Source organism: Senegalia massiliensis, from assembly GCF_900626135.1.
Taxonomy (GTDB): domain Bacteria; phylum Bacillota; class Clostridia; order Tissierellales; family SIT17; genus Anaeromonas; species Anaeromonas massiliensis.
Genome location: NZ_LR130785.1, coordinates 117,417 through 135,480, shown reverse-complemented (window position 1 = coordinate 135,480; position 18,064 = coordinate 117,417). Strand labels below are relative to the sequence as shown.

At 29.4% G+C, this 18,064-nt stretch carries 18 protein-coding genes; 16 read left to right on the top strand and 2 right to left on the bottom strand.

Annotated elements, in window-relative coordinates:
- The first annotated feature begins 220 nt into the window (after positions 1-220).
- From E0D94_RS00605 to E0D94_RS00535, 15 genes are all read left to right on the top strand, one after another.
- Positions 221-2,389, top strand: a complete 2,169-nt coding sequence (locus E0D94_RS00605; RefSeq protein WP_165442818.1) for a PAS domain-containing sensor histidine kinase — start codon at positions 221-223, stop codon at positions 2,387-2,389.
- Positions 2,390-2,426: 37 nt separating this feature from the next.
- Complete coding sequence (locus E0D94_RS00600; protein ID WP_130805382.1) at positions 2,427-3,773, top strand: sigma-54-dependent transcriptional regulator; 1,347 nt, start codon at positions 2,427-2,429, stop codon at positions 3,771-3,773.
- Between the two features lie 210 nt (positions 3,774-3,983).
- A complete protein-coding gene (locus E0D94_RS00595; protein ID WP_130805381.1) occupies positions 3,984-5,171 on the top strand; it encodes a CaiB/BaiF CoA transferase family protein in 1,188 nt (395 codons plus the stop codon).
- A gap of 66 nt (positions 5,172-5,237) precedes the next feature.
- On the top strand, positions 5,238-5,609 hold the full coding sequence (madL, locus tag E0D94_RS00590) for a malonate transporter subunit MadL (RefSeq protein WP_130805380.1): 372 nt from the start codon (positions 5,238-5,240) through the stop codon (positions 5,607-5,609).
- A gap of 12 nt (positions 5,610-5,621) precedes the next feature.
- On the top strand, positions 5,622-6,380 hold the full coding sequence (gene madM / locus E0D94_RS00585) for a malonate transporter subunit MadM (RefSeq protein ID WP_130805379.1): 759 nt from the start codon (positions 5,622-5,624) through the stop codon (positions 6,378-6,380).
- Positions 6,381-6,443: 63 nt separating this feature from the next.
- A complete protein-coding gene (locus E0D94_RS00580; RefSeq protein WP_130805378.1) occupies positions 6,444-7,991 on the top strand; it encodes an acyl-CoA carboxylase subunit beta in 1,548 nt (515 codons plus the stop codon).
- A 26-nt stretch (positions 7,992-8,017) separates the two neighbouring features.
- Positions 8,018-8,398 (top strand): OadG family protein, encoded by a 381-nt coding sequence (locus E0D94_RS00575; protein ID WP_130805377.1) that lies wholly within the window; start codon positions 8,018-8,020, stop codon positions 8,396-8,398.
- A gap of 14 nt (positions 8,399-8,412) precedes the next feature.
- Complete coding sequence (locus tag E0D94_RS00570; protein WP_130805376.1) at positions 8,413-8,802, top strand: biotin/lipoyl-containing protein; 390 nt, start codon at positions 8,413-8,415, stop codon at positions 8,800-8,802.
- A gap of 32 nt (positions 8,803-8,834) precedes the next feature.
- Entirely contained in the window at positions 8,835-9,965 is a 1,131-nt protein-coding gene (locus E0D94_RS00565; protein ID WP_130805375.1) for a sodium ion-translocating decarboxylase subunit beta, read from the top strand.
- Between the two features lie 210 nt (positions 9,966-10,175).
- Positions 10,176-10,358: a hypothetical protein gene (locus tag E0D94_RS00560; protein ID WP_130805374.1), complete on the top strand. Its 183-nt coding sequence runs from the start codon at positions 10,176-10,178 to the stop codon at positions 10,356-10,358.
- 213 nt (positions 10,359-10,571) lie between these two features.
- On the top strand, positions 10,572-11,153 hold the full coding sequence (locus E0D94_RS00555; protein ID WP_242620449.1) for an alpha/beta fold hydrolase: 582 nt from the start codon (positions 10,572-10,574) through the stop codon (positions 11,151-11,153).
- A 132-nt stretch (positions 11,154-11,285) separates the two neighbouring features.
- Entirely contained in the window at positions 11,286-11,849 is a 564-nt protein-coding gene (locus E0D94_RS00550; RefSeq protein WP_130805373.1) for an NUDIX hydrolase, read from the top strand.
- A gap of 101 nt (positions 11,850-11,950) precedes the next feature.
- Entirely contained in the window at positions 11,951-12,763 is an 813-nt protein-coding gene (locus E0D94_RS00545) for a MerR family transcriptional regulator (RefSeq protein WP_130805372.1), read from the top strand.
- Between the two features lie 56 nt (positions 12,764-12,819).
- Positions 12,820-14,127, top strand: coding sequence for an MATE family efflux transporter (locus E0D94_RS00540; protein ID WP_130805371.1), 1,308 nt, complete (start codon positions 12,820-12,822; stop codon positions 14,125-14,127).
- A gap of 272 nt (positions 14,128-14,399) precedes the next feature.
- The gene (locus tag E0D94_RS00535) at positions 14,400-15,332 is read left to right on the top strand and encodes a hypothetical protein (protein ID WP_130805370.1); all 933 of its coding nucleotides are present in this window, start codon (positions 14,400-14,402) and stop codon (positions 15,330-15,332) included.
- 41 nt (positions 15,333-15,373) lie between these two features.
- Here the strand turns inward: E0D94_RS00535 and E0D94_RS00530 are convergent, their stop codons facing one another.
- A complete protein-coding gene (locus tag E0D94_RS00530) occupies positions 15,374-16,048 on the bottom strand; it encodes a uracil-DNA glycosylase (RefSeq protein WP_207289576.1) in 675 nt (224 codons plus the stop codon).
- A gap of 14 nt (positions 16,049-16,062) precedes the next feature.
- Positions 16,063-17,109 carry a potassium channel family protein gene (locus E0D94_RS00525; protein ID WP_130805368.1) on the bottom strand — a complete coding sequence of 349 codons (1,047 nt, stop codon included), beginning with the start codon at positions 17,107-17,109 and terminating at the stop codon, positions 16,063-16,065.
- 132 nt (positions 17,110-17,241) lie between these two features.
- On the opposite strand from E0D94_RS00525, the gene E0D94_RS00520 reads away from it, so the two are divergent.
- Entirely contained in the window at positions 17,242-18,051 is an 810-nt protein-coding gene (locus tag E0D94_RS00520; RefSeq protein WP_130805367.1) for an SDR family oxidoreductase, read from the top strand.
- Positions 18,052-18,064 lie beyond the last annotated feature (13 nt).

Sequence of the window (18,064 nt, the reverse complement as noted above, 5' to 3'; positions counted from 1 at the left end):
TTTTTTGAAAGTTGCTATACAATTTTTATATATAAGAAAAGGAAAAGGTTAAAATATTTACAGATACTGATAATACAAGAAAATTTATTAATAAAAAAGACCTATATATATAGGTCTTTTTTATTAATAAATCAAAGGAATATAATTTAAAATGACTTTTGTAAATATAATTGATATAATGGATTGGATAAATATAAAAGGATGATAATTATAAATGAAGATGAATAGTCTAAAATTTAAAATACCTTTATTTATTGTTATTTTTGCATTTTTTTCCGTTGCTATAACAGGAATATTCACTCAAAGAATAGCATCAGAGGGAATTCAGCAAAAAACTTTAGATAAAAATTTATTGATATCAGAAATGATAGGCAATGAAATCTCAACATATCTTGAAGATGCTAAAGTTACTGTGGAAACAGCAAGTAATTTCTCATCTCAAAGTTTTGGAAACATTGATAATATAAAATATGAAATTTTCAGAATATATGATAATTTTCCATACTTTAGCTTAATATTTTATATGAATGATAAGGCGGATATGGTTTTTTCTAAACCGTCTAATGATCATGTTAAAAAAAAGTCATATATGGATCGTAGTTATTATTGGGATGTTATGAATACAGAAAAAACTACTATTAGTCCATTGTTAATAAGTAGTGTTCTAGAACGTCCCCATTTTATAATAGCATCACCAGTGAAAAATTATAGTAAAGAGACTATAGGGTTAATAGGTGCGGGAATTCCTCTATATAATATTCAGGACATAATAGATAAAACCCAAGAAAGATTTAATGGTAGAATAACAATAATAGATAGACAAGGAAGTATAGTTATTGATCCCGATATTAAGAACAACAGTGACAAAATAGTTTCCATGAAAAACCAAGACTTTACTATTAATAAAAAATCAACTAATTTAGAGAATATTTTAAAGGATAAAAGAAATGTAGTGGGTCATTATATAGAAGATAATAAAACATATTATAGCGCTATAACATTTGTACCAGGTGTAGAGTGGATGGTTATAGTAGAACAAGAGGAAGGAACAATGTTAGCTGAAGCTTCTGAAATCGAGAAAAAACTAAGTGCTTTGATGGTAGTAGTAGTGATTATAGCAGTAATTATTGGATTAATATTAGCATTTAGTATAACAAAACCTATAGGAAAGTTAGTAAAAAATGTTAGAAATTTAAGTGTTGGAATAAAAGAATTAGATTTTACAGAAGGACAAAATGATTCAATTAATGAAGTAACTGAGCTAAGCAAAGCTTTTAGTGAAATGAGTATTATACTTAATAATAATATAAAGGAATTAGAAAGTTCATTCAAAGAGCAGAATAGACTTCAACAATATCTAAATAATATCCTTAAAAGTGTAGCCAATGGAATAATAGTATTTAACAATAAAGGAGATATAACAATAGTAAATAGGGAAACAGAAAAAATAACAGGATATAATTTAAAAGAGATAAAAGAATTTAGTCTAGAAGAGTTTATTGATAGGTTGGATATTACTATAGGAGAAATATTTATTGATGTAATAGATAAAGGAAATGTATTTAACGATGTTGAGCTTACTATTAAAAATAGATGTAAAGAAGAAATATCAATTAGCGTTTCTGCATCTAGGGTATTAGATGATAATCAACAGGTTGTAGGAGTAGTTTTCCTTTTAAAAGATCTTAGAGAGAGAAAGATAATGGAAAGGGAATTAGCAAGGGATGATAGAATTAAAACTTTAGGTAGGCTATCAGCATCTATAATACATGATATAGGAAATCCTCTAGCTGGAATGGGTAATTTAATAGAGATTTTAAAGGATAATACTAATGATCAGGAGACAAAAGATGAGATTCTAGAGTTTTTAGAAAATGAAGTAGAAGATTTAAATAATCTTGTGATCAGTTTTCTGGATTTTACCTATGAATCTAAACTAAATAAAGTTCCGACTAATGTAGAAAATCTTTTGGACTTAATTTTAAATTTATTAGATTCAGAAATGGAACAAAAAGATATAATAGTGAAAAAAAGCTCTTTAGAAACACCAATATTAGCTAATATAGATAGAAGAGCAATAAAACAGGCTCTAATAAATATATTAAAAAATGCAATACATGCTGTAGATAAAAAGGGAGTAATATATATATCATTCAATCAAAATAATAATAATTTAGAAATTATAATCGAGGATAACGGAAAAGGAATAAAAGAAGAGGATTTAGATAGAGTCTTTTTTCCTTTTTATACACAAAAGAGACAAGGAACTGGCTTAGGATTATTTATAACCTACAATATCATTAAAGAGCATAATGGTACCATAGTAGTTGAAAGTGAGTTTGGCAAAAGAACAAAGTTTATAATTAGTATTCCTATTGAAGAACAGTAATTAAAGTTTAAAGGTGATCTTAAAGGAGTGATCTTAAATGAAATTATTAATTGTTGATGACGAAAAGAGTATAAGGTTATCACTACAGATAAACATGAAAAAATTAGGAATAGATGTATTTACTGCTGAATCTGGAGAAGAAGGACTTGATATTGTAAGAAAGAAGATGCCTAATATTGCTATAGTGGATATAAAGTTACCAGGTATAAGTGGTATAGATGTACTGAAGGAAATTAAGCAAATAAAACCCTCATGTATTGTAATAATGATTACATATTTAAGTGATGTTAAACTTGCAGTAAAGGCAATGAAAATGGGAGCATATGATTACTTTACTAAGCCATTTTCCCTATCAGAAATCAGTAGATCTATAGAGGAGACATTAGAATATGCTAAAACTAAAATAGAAATAGATAAAGGATATAGTGATAATCAAGTAAAATTTATTGGACAATCTTCTGAAATAGTGAAAATTAAAGAGAATATAAAAGAAATTGCCAGTATGAAATATAATACTTGTATTCTATTAGAAGGAGAAAGTGGTAGTGGTAAGGAAGTCATTGCTAAAAGCATTAAAAGTATGAAAGGAGATAATATTCCTTTTGTATCAATTAACTGTGCTGCAATACCTAAAACATTACAGGAAAGTGAATTGTTTGGATATGAAAAAGGTGCCTTTTCAGATGCAAAAAGTTCCAAAGAAGGTTTGATTGAAAGAGCTAATAATGGTGTGTTATTTTTAGATGAAATAGGAGATATGGATATAGCTCTGCAGGCAAAGATGTTAAGGGTACTTCAGGAAAAGAAATTTAGAAGAATAGGTGGATTAGAAGAAATAGACTTTAACGCTACTATTCTTTCTGCAACAAATAAAGATCTACAAGAAGAGATTGAATTGGGAAATTTCCGCAAGGATTTATATTTTAGATTAAATATAATTCCAATTTATATTCCACCTTTAAGAAAAAGAAGAGAAGATATTATGCCTTTAGCTCAGCATTTTATTGAAAACTACAATAATGCCTTAAATAAAAATATAGAATCCATATCTAAAGAGGTAATAGATATATTTAAAAGTTATTTATGGCCAGGAAACATTAGGGAGCTAAAGAATGTTATAGAAAGGATAATGATATTTAAAAAGGATAATAAAATAACATTAGAAGATGTACCAAAGGAAATATTAGAGGATGATAGTATTGAGGAAAGTCATCATTATAATTTAGAATTAGTGGAAGAAAATGCGATAAAGAAGGCTCTAGATAAAAATAATTGGAATATTACTAGAACATCAGAGGAGTTAGGGGTATCTAGAATTACTTTAAGAAGAAAGATTGAAAAATATAATTTAAAACATATAAAAAGTGATAACTTTTGTAATTAAGTGATACAAAAGTTATCACTTTTTATATGTAATAAAAGAAAATTTTCCTTAGTAAAAATTGTATTAGATTCAATTATTCAAATCAAAGATTTGTATTAAGGTAAATAGCACGGTAACATACTAAATTTTATAAAATGGCATGATGTTTGCAACTATACATTGTAAAGTTATGAAATGTTGATAACTATAAAAATAAAAGGAGGAATTATTATGAATAAAGCATTAGAAGGTATCAAGGTACTTGATCTTACTAGAGTTTTAGCAGGACCTTATGCTACTATGGTATTGGCAGATATGGGAGCTGAAGTTATTAAAATAGAGATCCCAAATAAAGGAGATGACTCTAGGGCATTTGGGCCTTACGTTAATGGAGAAAGTGCTTATTTTATGAGTATTAATAGAAATAAGAAAAGTATGACTCTAAATTTAAAGAAAGAGGAATCTAAAGAATTATTATTAGAAATGGTTAAAAGTGCAGATGTTATTGTGGAAAACTATAGACCGGGAACAATGGAGAAACTAAATTTAGGATATGAGAAACTAAAGAAAGTAAATCCAGGAATAATATATGCAGCAGCATCAGGATTTGGCCATACAGGATCTTATAGTCAAAGACCAGCTTATGATGGTGTAGTTCAGGCTATGGGTGGAATAATGAGTATAACAGGACAAAAGGGAGGAAAACCAACAAGGGTAGGACCTTCTATAGGAGATATTACTGCAGGGTTATTTACAGCTATTGGAATATTAGGTGCATTAAATTATAGAAATAGTACAGGTAAGGGTCAAAAGGTGGACGTTGCTATGTTAGACTGTCAAGTTGCTATACTTGAAAACGCTATCTCAAGATATTTTGCTACTGGAAAGTCACCAGAGCCAGCAGGAAATAAACATACATCCATTGTACCATTTGAGCCCTTTGAAACTTCTGATGGAGAAATTGTTATTGCAGCAGGTAATGATAATTTATTTAGAAAGTTATTTAATGTGTTTGGTAAGGAAGAAATCGCAGATGATGAGAGATTTAAGACTAATCCATTGAGAAATGAAAATTATGATGAGTTAAGACCTCTTATAGTTGAAGAAACTAAGAAAAAGAGTACTAAGGAATGGCAGAAATTATTAGATGATGCTGGAGTGCCTAATGGACCAATAAATAATATAGAGATGGTGTTAAATGATCCTCAGGTAAATGAAAGGGAAATGGTAGTAGAGGTAGAACATCCTACTGCTGGAAAAACTAAGATTCCAGGAGTACCTATCAAAATGAGTGAAACTCAAGGTAAAGTAGAAAGTCCAGCACCCATTCTAGGAGAACATACTGAAGAAATATTAAAGGATTTTGTGGGTTTAAGCGATGAAAAAATTCAAAAACTTAGAGAAAATAGCGCTATTTAATACATATAAGAGGATAGAGTCTTCTCTATCTTCTTATAATTTAATACAAACAAGGAGGACAAGCATATGGAAATTTATGGTCTTGGCATAGTTGCTTTATGTATGTTCGTAGGCTCATTTATTGGAAGAGGATTAGGGAACTTATTAGGAATAGATGGAAATGTAGGTGGAGTAGGTTTTGCAATGCTTATGTTGATTTTAGTTACTAATCATTTTGAAAAGAAAGGTAAACCCTTTAGTAAGAGAACATCAAATGGAATATTGCTATTGAGTTCACTATATATACCTATTGTAGTTGCAATGTCTGCTAGACAAAATGTTGTAGCAGCCTTTGAAGGTGGAGCTGTGGCATTTTTAGCAGGAGGAGTTGCAACTATAGGAGCATTATTATTAGTGCCATTAATTACAAAATTAACTGTTAAAGAAAATAACGAGTAGAGGTGATTAAAGATGATGGATATCATAAAAACATTGTTCACATCCTATGATCTAGTAGCGGCCCTTGGTATAGTTGCATTAATAATGGTTATATCCTATGGTTTTGCCAATATGATTGGACAAAAGAGAATGGGATCTGCTATAGCAATTGTAGTTGGTTTAGTTCTTGCTTATATAGCTGGAAAATATACTGGTGGAGAAAAGGGACTAGCTGATGTGAGTTTGTTTGCAGGAATTGGATTGTTAGGAGGAGGAATGCTTAGGGATTATGCTATAATATCTACTGCTTATGGTGTGGACTTTAAAAATATAAAAAAAGCTGGATTACCAGGTATAGTCTCTCTTTTAGTAGGTGTATTATTTTCCTTCATTATAGGGGCTGCTATGGCTGCACTATTGGGATATACTGATCCTGCAGATATAACTACTATAGGTGGAGGAGCAGTTACCTTTGTAGTAGGTCCTGTTGCGGGATCAGCTCTAGGAGCTAGTTCTGATGTGATTGCATTATCAATTGCAGCAGGAGTTGTTAAATCCGTATTAACTATGATAATTACTCCTTTCGTTGCTCCAATAATTAAATTAGATAACCCAACCTCAGCAATGGTATATGGTGGGCTCATAGGAACTACAAGTGGAGTTGCTGGAGGACTAGCAGCTACTAATGCAGAACTTGTTCCTTACGGTGCAATGACTGCCACATTCTTTACTGGATTGGGGAGTCTTGTAGTACCATCAATAGGATATATGTTAGTAAATGCTATATTTTAGTATTAATATATAGCTAAGAATTTATTTTATAGATGTATAAATTTAATATTAGGAGGAAAGGAAATGTCAATAGATAGGTTAGAAGAACTCCGAGACTTAAAGAAAAAGGTAAAACTTGGTGGTGGAGAAAAGAGCATAGAAAAACAACATGCTAAGGGTAAATTAACAGCAAGGGAAAGGATAGAAAAGCTATTGGATGAAGCAAGCTTTATAGAGATAGATACCTTTGTTGAGCACAGGTGTACTAATTTCGGAATGGAAAAGAAAAAAGCTCCTGGGGAAGGAGTAGTTACTGGATATGGGACTGTTGATGGAAGATTAGTATATGTGTTTGCACAAGACTTCACTGTAATTGGTGGATCTTTAGGAGAGATGCATGCAGCTAAAATCACCAAGGTACAAGAAATGGCTATGAAGGTAGGGGCTCCTATTATAGGAATAAATGACTCAGGTGGAGCTAGAATTCAAGAAGGGGTAGATGCTTTATCTGGATATGGAGATATATTCTTTAATAACACTATAGCTTCAGGAGTTATTCCACAGATTTCTGTAATAATGGGACCCTGTGCCGGTGGAGCAGTTTATTCACCAGCATTAACTGACTTCATATTCATGGTAGATAATATTAGTAAGATGTTTATCACTGGACCTCAAGTTATTAAAACAGTAACTGGAGAGGAGGTTTCAGCTGAAGAATTAGGTGGAGCAATGACTCACAACTCTACCAGTGGTGTAGCGCATTTTGTAGACAATAGTGAAGAGGATACCATTGAAAAGATAAAATTATTATTAAGCTTCTTACCTTCTAATAATTTAGAAGATGCTCCAATATTTGATTCCCAAGATGAAATAAATAGAATTGATGAGAAATTAAATGATATAGTACCTGATAATCCAAATAGACCTTATGATATTAAGGATATAATATACACACTAGCAGATGGAGGAGAATTTTTAGAAGTTCAACCTTATTATGCACAGAATATAGTAACTGGATTTATAAGGTTAAACGGTAGATCTGTAGGTATTGTAGCTAATCAACCTAAGGTTTTAGCAGGATGTTTAGATATCAATGCTTCAGATAAGGCAGGAAGATTTATAAGAACTTGTGATTCCTTTAATATACCATTACTTACTTTAGTAGACGTTCCAGGGTTCCTACCAGGAACTGGTCAAGAGTATGGAGGAATTATAAGACACGGAGCTAAGATGTTATATGCATATTCAGAAGCTACAGTGCCAAAGGTAACTGTAATACTTAGAAAAGCTTATGGTGGGGCATATATTGCAATGTGTTCAAGACATCTTAAGGCTGATTTAGTATTGGCATGGCCTACATCAGAAATTGCAGTAATGGGACCGGAAGGAGCTGCCAATATAATTTTTAGAAAAGAGATTAAAAATGCTGATGATGCAGTTCAAATGAGAGGTAAGAAAATAAAAGAATATAGAGATACAGTAGCAAATCCTTATATAGCTGCATCAAGAGGATATGTTGATGATGTAATAGAACCTCAATTAACTAGACCAAGAATTATTAGTGCTTTTGATATGTTATCAAGTAAGAGAGAAGCTAGACCTGCTAAGAAACATGGTAATCTTCCATTATAATTTTAATAGTTAGAGAGGTGAATTAGATGAATTTACAAGATGGAATATCTCTTTCAGAAGGTTTAATCATAACAGTATTTAGTATGGCAATAGTATTTTCTACACTAGTAGTTATATCTTTAATATTAACTGGATTTAAATCAGCTTTTTACAAGGAAGAGAAAAAAGAGCCTGTAAAAAAGAGAGTACTACCAGTTAATCAAAATACTGTAGTGGAGAATACTGAAGAGATTGTAGATAGTGATGAAGAGTTAGTAGCAGTTATTGCTGCTGCTATATCAGCAGCTACAGGACAGTCTGTGGAAAATATATATATAAGAAATATTAAAAGAGTATCTCAAGCATCTCCTGTATGGGCTATGACAGGGAGACAAGAGGGGATATATAATAATCTAAAGGGACACTAAGGAGGATATTAGGTATGAAAAAATATAATATAACTGTTAATGGAAGCACATATGAGGTAGAAGTAGAAGAAGTAGGGGTTAGATCAGAAGTAATTACATCTAGAGAATCAAAACCAGCATCAGCACCAAAGGCTCAACCGAAGTCACAACCAAAGAAAGCAGTTCCAGCACCTAAGCCAGCACCAGTAGGAGCAGAAACTGTAAACGCACCAATGCCAGGAACTGTAGTAGATGTAAAGGTAAATGAAGGAGATACAGTAGCTGAAGGGGACGTATTATTAATACTTGAAGCTATGAAAATGGAAAATGAGATAATGGCACCAAGAGCCGGAAAAGTTGCAGCAATCAATACTTCTAAGGGATCATCAGTTAGCTCAGGAGATCCATTGATATCTTTAGAATAATTTTACTAAGGAAGAAAGGAAGGTAAATTTAAATGGATATATTACAGGAATTTTGGCAAAGTACCGGCTTTGCAGCTATTACTTATAAAGAAGTAATTATGATAGGAATATCTTTGACATTTTTATATCTAGCTATAAAAAAAGGATATGAGCCATACTTATTAATACCTATTGCCTTTGGTATGTTATTAGTTAATATGCCTTTAGGGGGACTAATGGAAGAGGGAGGTCTATTGTACTATCTATATCAGGGAACTGATTTAGGAATTTATCCTCCATTAATTTTCCTATGTGTAGGAGCAGGAACGGATTTTGGTCCTCTAATTGCTAACCCTAAGAGTATATTGTTAGGAGCTGCAGCTCAATTTGGTATATTCTTCACATTTATTGGGGCAATATTTTTAGATAAAATTGTACCTTTTGTAAGTTTTTCAGGACCAGAGGCAGCATCAGTGGCAATAATAGGGGGAGCAGATGGACCTACGGCATTGTTCTTAACATCCCGATTAGCTCCTGATCTATTAGGTCCTATAGCCATAGCAGCATATTCATACATGGCTTTAGTACCCATTATACAGCCACCAATAATGAGGGCTTTAACTACTAAGGAACAGAGACAGGTTAAGATGGAACAGTTAAGACCAGTATCTAAGAAAGAAAAGATAATATTTCCAATAATAGTGGCTATATTTACAATATTATTATTACCATCAGCAGCAGCTTTGATAGGAATGTTGATGCTTGGTAATTTGATCAAGGAATCAGGAGTAGTACCAAAGCTTACAGAAACAACTCAAAATTCATTAATGTATATAGTTACAATTTTATTAGGTATAACAGTTGGAGCAAAGGCAGAAGCTGAATTATTTTTAACAGCTGAAACATTAAGCATAATAGCTTTAGGACTTTTAGCATTCTCTGTAGGAACTGCAACAGGAGTATTATTCGGAAGATTAATGTATAAATTAAGTGGTGGAAAGATAAATCCAATCATAGGGGCAGCGGGAGTATCAGCAGTACCAATGGCTGCAAGAGTTGCACAAAAAATTGGACAAGAAGAAAATCCTTCTAACTTTTTACTTATGCATGCAATGGGACCAAATGTGGCAGGAGTTATTGGCTCAGCAGTAGCAGCAGGACTATTATTAATGTTTTTTGCTTAGAAAAAAGTCAGGGAGTTTTCCCTGACTTTTTTATATGTATCCTGCATATGTTCTATGCTAGTATATCTGGTTGATAAAAATGAAATCCAAATCGAATTTTAATGTTGAAAATTTACGTGAAAAAGAATAGGAATTTTCAGACATTAGTTTTATATAAATGATACAATATAGTATATCTAAAGATTATATTTATACTATATTGTATCATTTATGGGTAGTAAGATAAAAATACATAATTTTAGTAAAAGGGATGCATATAGTTTAGGTTTAGAAATTGAATCACATACAAAGATGACAAATGATATAGAACACAATATAGAAGGTTATGGTAATTTGAAATGGTCAAATTATAATTTAACTAAAAGTGATTTTAGGAACATGAAGGTAAAATGAAAGAAGCTATATTTAGAGATGGTAAATGGCACCATATTATTATTATGGGAATACTGCAAAAAGATTATATTGAATAGTATGAAAGAAATATATAATTATTAACAAACTATGACAACAAATTAAAGTTTGTCAGAAAGGAAGTATATAATGAAGTATATATTAATTCATGGACTTGGACAATATTCATAAAGTTGGAAGAAAACAATTTCTTATATGGGAGTACAAGAGAATATTATCTGTCCAGATTTATCTTTATTTCTAAGAAGAGGAGATATAACATATTCAAATCTATATCAATCCTTTTCACAGTATTGTGATAATTTTTCTGAACCGTTAAATCTATGTGGACTTTCATTAGGTGGAGTTCTTGCATTAAATTATGCCATAGATAATCCTTCAAAGGTTAATTCTTTGATATTGATAGGGACACAATATGAAATGCCAAAAGTATTACTTAAAATTCAAAATATTATTTTTCGATTCATACCTGAGAAATCTTTCAAAGGGATGGGACTTAGAAAGAAAGCATTTATTGAATTAACAAATTCTATGATGGATTTAAATTTTAGTGAAAACCTAAAAAATATTTCATGTCCTGTGTTAGTTATATGTGGAGAAAAAGATAAAGTAAATAAGAAAGATAAAGTAAATAAAAAAGCTACAAAGAATATAGCTGAAAATATAATAAAATCAGGAATTCAATTTGTAAAAAATGCTGGACACGAGGTAAATACTGATTCACCAAAAGAATTAGCAGAAATAATAAAATCTTTTTATTATAAACAACAACTATAATAATATAAGTTAATTGACAGCCAACATACCCATAAGTAGTAAAATCTTTGCAAAATAAGATAAAATAAAATTAAGAACAAATAACTGCAATTTTAAATATTTAATTATAAAATATAAAGGAAGTGTAGACTTATTAACTTTAGAGAAGAAATAAAGAATTATAAACCAATTAACGAACAAGAAGTTAATGATAAAAAAGTTACTTTAGAGTATATAGATAAATTTTATGACAATATACTAACTAGAGAAAATGAGATAGCTCATATGACTAGCTCTGGATTAATCTTAAATAAATCTTTAGATAAGGTACTTATGATTCATCACAACATTTACAATACTTGGGCTTGGACTGGAGGTCATGCAGACGGAAATAACAATATGCTAGAAGTGGCACTCAAAGAAGCAAAAGAAGAAACAGGGATTTCTAAAGTCTGGCCATTAACCAAGAAGATTATATCCATTGATATTATACCAGTATATGGTCATGTTAAAAGGGGAAAGTATGTTTCTTCCCATTTACATCTAAATATATCTTATATATTAATAGCAGATGAAAATGAAGAGTTAATTTTGAATGAATATGAAACTAGTGATGTAGGATGGGTTAAAACTAATAACCTTGATCAATATTCTAATGAACCTTATTTAATTAAAATTTACAATAAGATTATAAGTAGGGCAATACAAAATAGGTAATATAGTTATTTACACTAAAAATATATATAATTTAAGAAAAGTATATAGAATAGAAAATTGATTTATATTTTATATATAGTAATTATATTAGGGAGGAATTTATGGGAAAATATTTTTCTATAGGAGAAACAGCTAAGATTAATAATGTATCTATTCAAGCATTAAGACTTTATGACAAAATGGGACTTTTAAAACCAGCCTATGTTGATCCACATACTAACTATAGATACTATACAATAAATCAGTTTATGTATTTAGATTTAATTAAATATTCAAAACAGATAGGAGCACCTCTTAAGGAACTTAAGAATGTATTAGATAGTAAAGATATTATTAAATTGCTATCTTTTATAAAAATTCAACAAAAAATAGTAGATAAAGAGGTAATTAGACTAAAAAATATAAGTACGGCTATAGGACATATAGAAGATAAAATTAAATATGGTACAGAATATAAAGAAACTAATGAAATATACTTTAGACAAATTGAAAAGAGATTTATTATAGAGATTGCATTAAATAAAAAAGATGAAGAGAGCGATTTTCAAATAAAACTAAGAAGTATGGATAAAATTATAGAAGAGAATGAGATTATGTTTGAAGGAGAATCAGGATATTTTATTTGTTTAGATTTGTTTTTAGATGAAGGAAAGATATCTTATGAAAGTGTTTATTCAACTCTTTGTGTTGAGAATAATAACAAAGAAATTGATATTAAAGAAATTTCAGGTGGGAATTTTATATGTATTGCGTATTTTGATAGTGGAAGAGAAATGGCAATGGATAAATTAATAAAGTACATTAAAGAAAATAATATTCATCCTTTAGGTATTGGAGTCGAAACTCAATTATTTAATACAATAGAACAAGGTGAAAATTCTGATTTGTTATATGAATTGCAAATTTTAATTTAAACTATTGACTCTATACATGGTATAGACTTTATAATCTCTTTTAGGAGGGATGAACTATGAAGTCACTATGGAAAGAGTTTATAAAATATGCTGTACCATCTGTAATAGGTATTATGGTTTCTGCACTTTATATAGTTGTTGATGGAATATTTGTAGGTAGAGGAGTAGGAGCAAGTGCTTTAGCTTCAATAAATATAGCTTTACCTGTTACAACACTTATGATAGCTATTACAATGATGATAACTATGGGTGGTGCAGCAGTAACATCTATAAAATTTGGTCAGAATAAGTATGATGAAGGTAATAATATATTTTTGGAAAGCTTGTTTTTAATAGTAGTTATAACAGGTATATTATCAGTAGTTGGAGTATTTTTTCCTGAGGGGTTAGCTAAAATGTTAGGTTCTAGTAATGAGTTAGCAAAAGGTACAGCTGAATATCTTCGTTATTATTTGATGTTCGGTCTTGGGTTTTCAGGTAGTTTAGCTCTAAGTGCATTTGTTAGAAATGATGGAAATCCAAAACTAGCTATGATTGCTTTAATCGTAGGTGCAATAACTAATATAGTTTTAGATTATATGTTTATATTTATTTTTAATTATGGAATAGTTGGGGCGGCAATAGCCTCAGGATTAGGGCAATTATCCAGTGTATTCTTACTACTAAGTCATTTTTTTAGAAATCAGGGAAAACTTAAGCTATATATACCTCAGCTTAAAAAATCTGAACTCATTAGAATTCTTAAGGCAGGAACACCAGAGTTTATAGTTCAGGTATCACCAGCAGTTAGTGTATTCACCTTTAACCAGGTTATAATGAGAAGAATTGGAGAGGTTGGTATTGCAAGCTTTAGCATAATTGGATATATAAGTGTGGTGCTTATAGCATTATTTATTGGTATTTCTCAAGGCATACAACCATTATTAAGCTATAATTATGGAAAAGAAAATTATAAAAAAGTAAACAAAGTATTCAAAATGGGAGTAAAAACTAACTTTACTGCTTCATTAATAATATATTTAATAATATTAGTTTTAGGAGAAAAAATAATTAGTATTTTTAATAGTGATAAAACACTTATAAAATTAACTTTTGATGCTATGGTTATTTATGCCTTTTCATTTATTATTGCCTCAATAAATATAGTTAATATAAATTATTATCAATCTACAGAAAATCCTAAAATAGCAAATATTATATCTGCAAGCAGAGGGCTAGTGTTTACAGTAGTTTTTGTAATAATTCTTCCTCTAATTATAGGAGATATAGGCATTTGGACTTCTATTATTTTAGCGGAGATATGCACTTTGATATTTTCTTTATATTTGATATATATAAAGAAAATAGAAATAAATAAAATTTAAAACTTTAGTATAGGAAAAATAACTTAAATAATTAATTATAATAATTAGCTGAAGACTTGGTCTTCAGCTAAAATAATTTTACTATCAAATATTTTGTTAATTCTTCATATGAAAATGTAGGAGCAGAAATTTTATTTTATAGATTAAAGATGGTAATATAAATATAGGTTTATTATTTCAATTAATTATTAGAACGAATTAAATATAAAGAAGAATATTAATGAAAGTAGCAATTAATAAAAAGAGGAGTGGAAATTATTTTAGATAATAAAATGAAATTTGTACAAGTTGCATCTGAATTCACCTATGATTTAGAAGTTTTAGGTGAATTAATAAATCATGAAAAAGTAAATAAGTATATTGAATCAGAGTTAGATCAATTATTAGAACTAAATAAAATAGATATTATGGAGACAAGATTTAAACATTTTAATATTCCAAAAACAAAGATTTCTGATTACGAACAAAAATTAATTAAGATTGGAGAGACAGATAAATTTGTTTTAGCAGGAATTCGACATATGGGGGGAAATCCTAAGAAACCCTTTATTTATATATGGCCTAATTTTATGATAAAACAATCTGATATTAAAGATATAGTTAAAAATGTATATCCATATTTCAAGGTTTTCAAACCACTACATATTAATTTTTGGATCAATTCCACTTTATTATCAAAATATGAATTAGATGAAAAGTTTTTTACTGTTCAACAATCTTTTATTGGTAATGTAATAAAATTAAATTCAAAAAATTCTACAACAGCTAAAAGTAAATTTAAACTTCAAGAAGTTAAGAGTAGTGAATATTATAAATGGTATGAAAATGAGTACAATAATTTTCATATTATGAATCCTGATATGAAAGAAAGAATACCTATAAATGATATTGAATTAATGGAAAAATGTCGTGAAGAAAATCTATTATATTATGGTGTTTTAAAAAATGAAAAGGTCGGTATAATTGCGGCAGAAAAAAGTGGGATTTTTGGACTAGAAGGTATATATATTAATGAAATTATGATAGCTAAAGATTATAGAGGGAATAAATATTCTGAATTATTACTTAGCTATTTTATAGATATATTACCTGAATCGGTAGAAGTATTATGGTGTAATATTGATTGTGAAAATATACCTTCTACAAAAACTGCAATATATTCAGGACAAGAAGTATTTAGTGTAGAGTGCTTTTACCAATTGTAAAATTTAAAGAGGTAAAAATATATAGAGGATATTGATATCCTCTATATATTTTCAATTTGCCAATCTATAGGATTTTTTCCTATAGATTTTAAAAATTTATTAGTCTTAGAAAAAGGTCTACTTCCAAAAAAACCTCTATAAGCAGCTAATGGGCTTGGATGAGGTGCTTTTATAATATGATGAATTGGATTATTTATTAAATCTTGTTTTGATTGAGCATTTTTACCCCATAATATAAAAACAATAGGATCTTTTCTCTTATCTAGTAAACTAATTATTTTATCCGTAAAATATTCCCATCCCATGTTTCTATGAGAATTTGGTTTGTGTGCTCTAACTGTTAATACAGTATTAAGTAGCATTACCCCTTGCATTGACCATTTTTTCAAATATCCATTATTAGGGATATAACAATTTAAATCATTATTTAATTCTTTATAAATATTTACTAAAGAAGGAGGAATTCCAACTTCAGGTTTTACAGAAAAGCTTAAACCATGAGCCTGATTTGGACCATGATATGGATCTTGCCCTAAAATGACTACTTTTACATCTTTGTAGTCAGTAAAATGCAAAGCGTTAAATATATCATACATATCTGGATAAATAGTTTTAGTTTTATATTCATTTATTAAAAATTTTCTCAAGTTTAAATAATAATCTTTTTTAAATTCATCTTCTAATAAATCCTTCCAATCATTTTTTAAAATCTGCATTATAATCTCCTTTTCTATATACTCAAATGTCTTTTTCCTTTATCATTTGCTATTTCTCTTAAATCATTTACTTGTTCTTCTCTACCTAATACTATCATAGTATCTCCTTCTTTTAGCACCTCATCTGAACTGGGGTTAAATGATAATTTTTCTGAATCTTTCTTTTTTATTGCAAGAACAATTAGTCCAGTTCTTTCAGGTATTTTAACTTGTCTTAAAGTTTTATTTATGATAGATGAATTTGTTGATATAACTACATCTTCAAGATCCAGTATTACATCTCCAGCTCTTGTCATTATATCTAAAAAAGAAATAACTGTAGGTCTAAGCATTAATGCAGCCATTCTGGTTCCACCTATTTCATTCGGAGAAATAGTGTTATTTGCTCCAGCTTTTTTTAATTTTTCATCTGCATGTTTATTTATAGCACGAGATACTATATATAAATCTTTATTCATTTGTCTTGCAGTTAAAACTGTATAAACATTTTCTGCATCAGTTGATAGAGAAGATATAAGTCCCTTGGCATTTTTAATTTTGGCTTTTTTAAGAATTTCTTCTGCTGTTGCATCTCCATGTATTGCAAATACATCATCTTCTATTAATTCATTGATTTTATTTTTATCTTTATCTATAACCACAAATGGTTCATTACTTCTTTTAAACTGCTTGATAGCATTATAACCTGTTTCTCCGGATCCACATATTATATAGTGGTTATTTAATTTTGTTATATCCTGCTCCATTTTTCTCCTCCTCCAAGCTTTTTTTAAATCTCCCTCTAAAAAAGAAGACACTATACTACTGAATAAATAACCTGCTGTACCTAAACTTACAAATATTAAAATTATAGAAAAGAGTTTTGCTTCAGTATTCATTTCTCCAACTTCTGCATAGCCAACAGTAGATATGGTTATAACAGTCATATATAATGCATCTATAAAATTAAGTTCAAGCAATATTTTATATCCAATAACTCCTGTCACAATTAAGGATATAAGTAGTACTATTACAAAATTAAGATTACTCTTTTTTTCCATATACTCACCTTTTATATTCATATTTTACTATCAATATAATTATAACATAGGAAAAATAAGATAGTGATACTTAAATTGTGTGTTATAATGAGCAAATAAGGGTATAATCTCTTTATAAATTAATAGCATAAATTACTGGAGGTATTTATACAGATGAAAAAAGTTCATGTAATTACAGGTGGAAGTAGTGGTATAGGTTTAGAATGTGCAAAATTATTTAAAGAGGGTACTGTTGTAATAGCTAGTAGAGGTGAAGATAAGCTAATAACTGCAAGTGAAGAGTTAAATAATATAGGAATAGATGTTGAATATTATTCTACTGATGTATCCGACAAAGAAAGTGTAAAGAAATTAATTGATTATGCAAAAAGTTTTGGAGAATTAAAGACTATGGTACATGCAGCTGGTGTAAGTGGAACTGTTGGAGATGTAATGAAAACTTTAAAAATAGATTTACTTGGAACTTACAATGTAGTTGAAGAAACATATAATGGAATTGATAAAGGGGCTTCTGTTATTTTAATTGCTTCAATGATGGGTCATATGGTTTCATCAAATAATGATCAAGATGAACTTTTAAGAAATCCTCAACAAGAAGATGCTTTAGAAAAAATAGCTTCATTTTTAGATGGAGATTCTGATTTGGCATATAATTATGCAAAGCATGGAGTTCAATTAATTGCAAAACTTAATGCAACTCGTTTTGGCAAAAAGAATAGTAGAATAGTTTCTGTATCTCCAGGAATAATAATGACTCCAATGGCAAAGAAAGCAAGTGCAGAACATCCTGAAAGAATGGAATATATGAAGTCTATAACTCCAATAGGTAAAAATGGAGAGTCTGAAGAAGTATCTGAGTTAGTTCATTTCTTAGCAAGTGATAAGGCTTCATTTATAACTGGTACAGACATATTAGTTGATGGAGGATTAACACTTAATTTACAAAAACAAAAACAAAAATAATTAAATTTTAAGG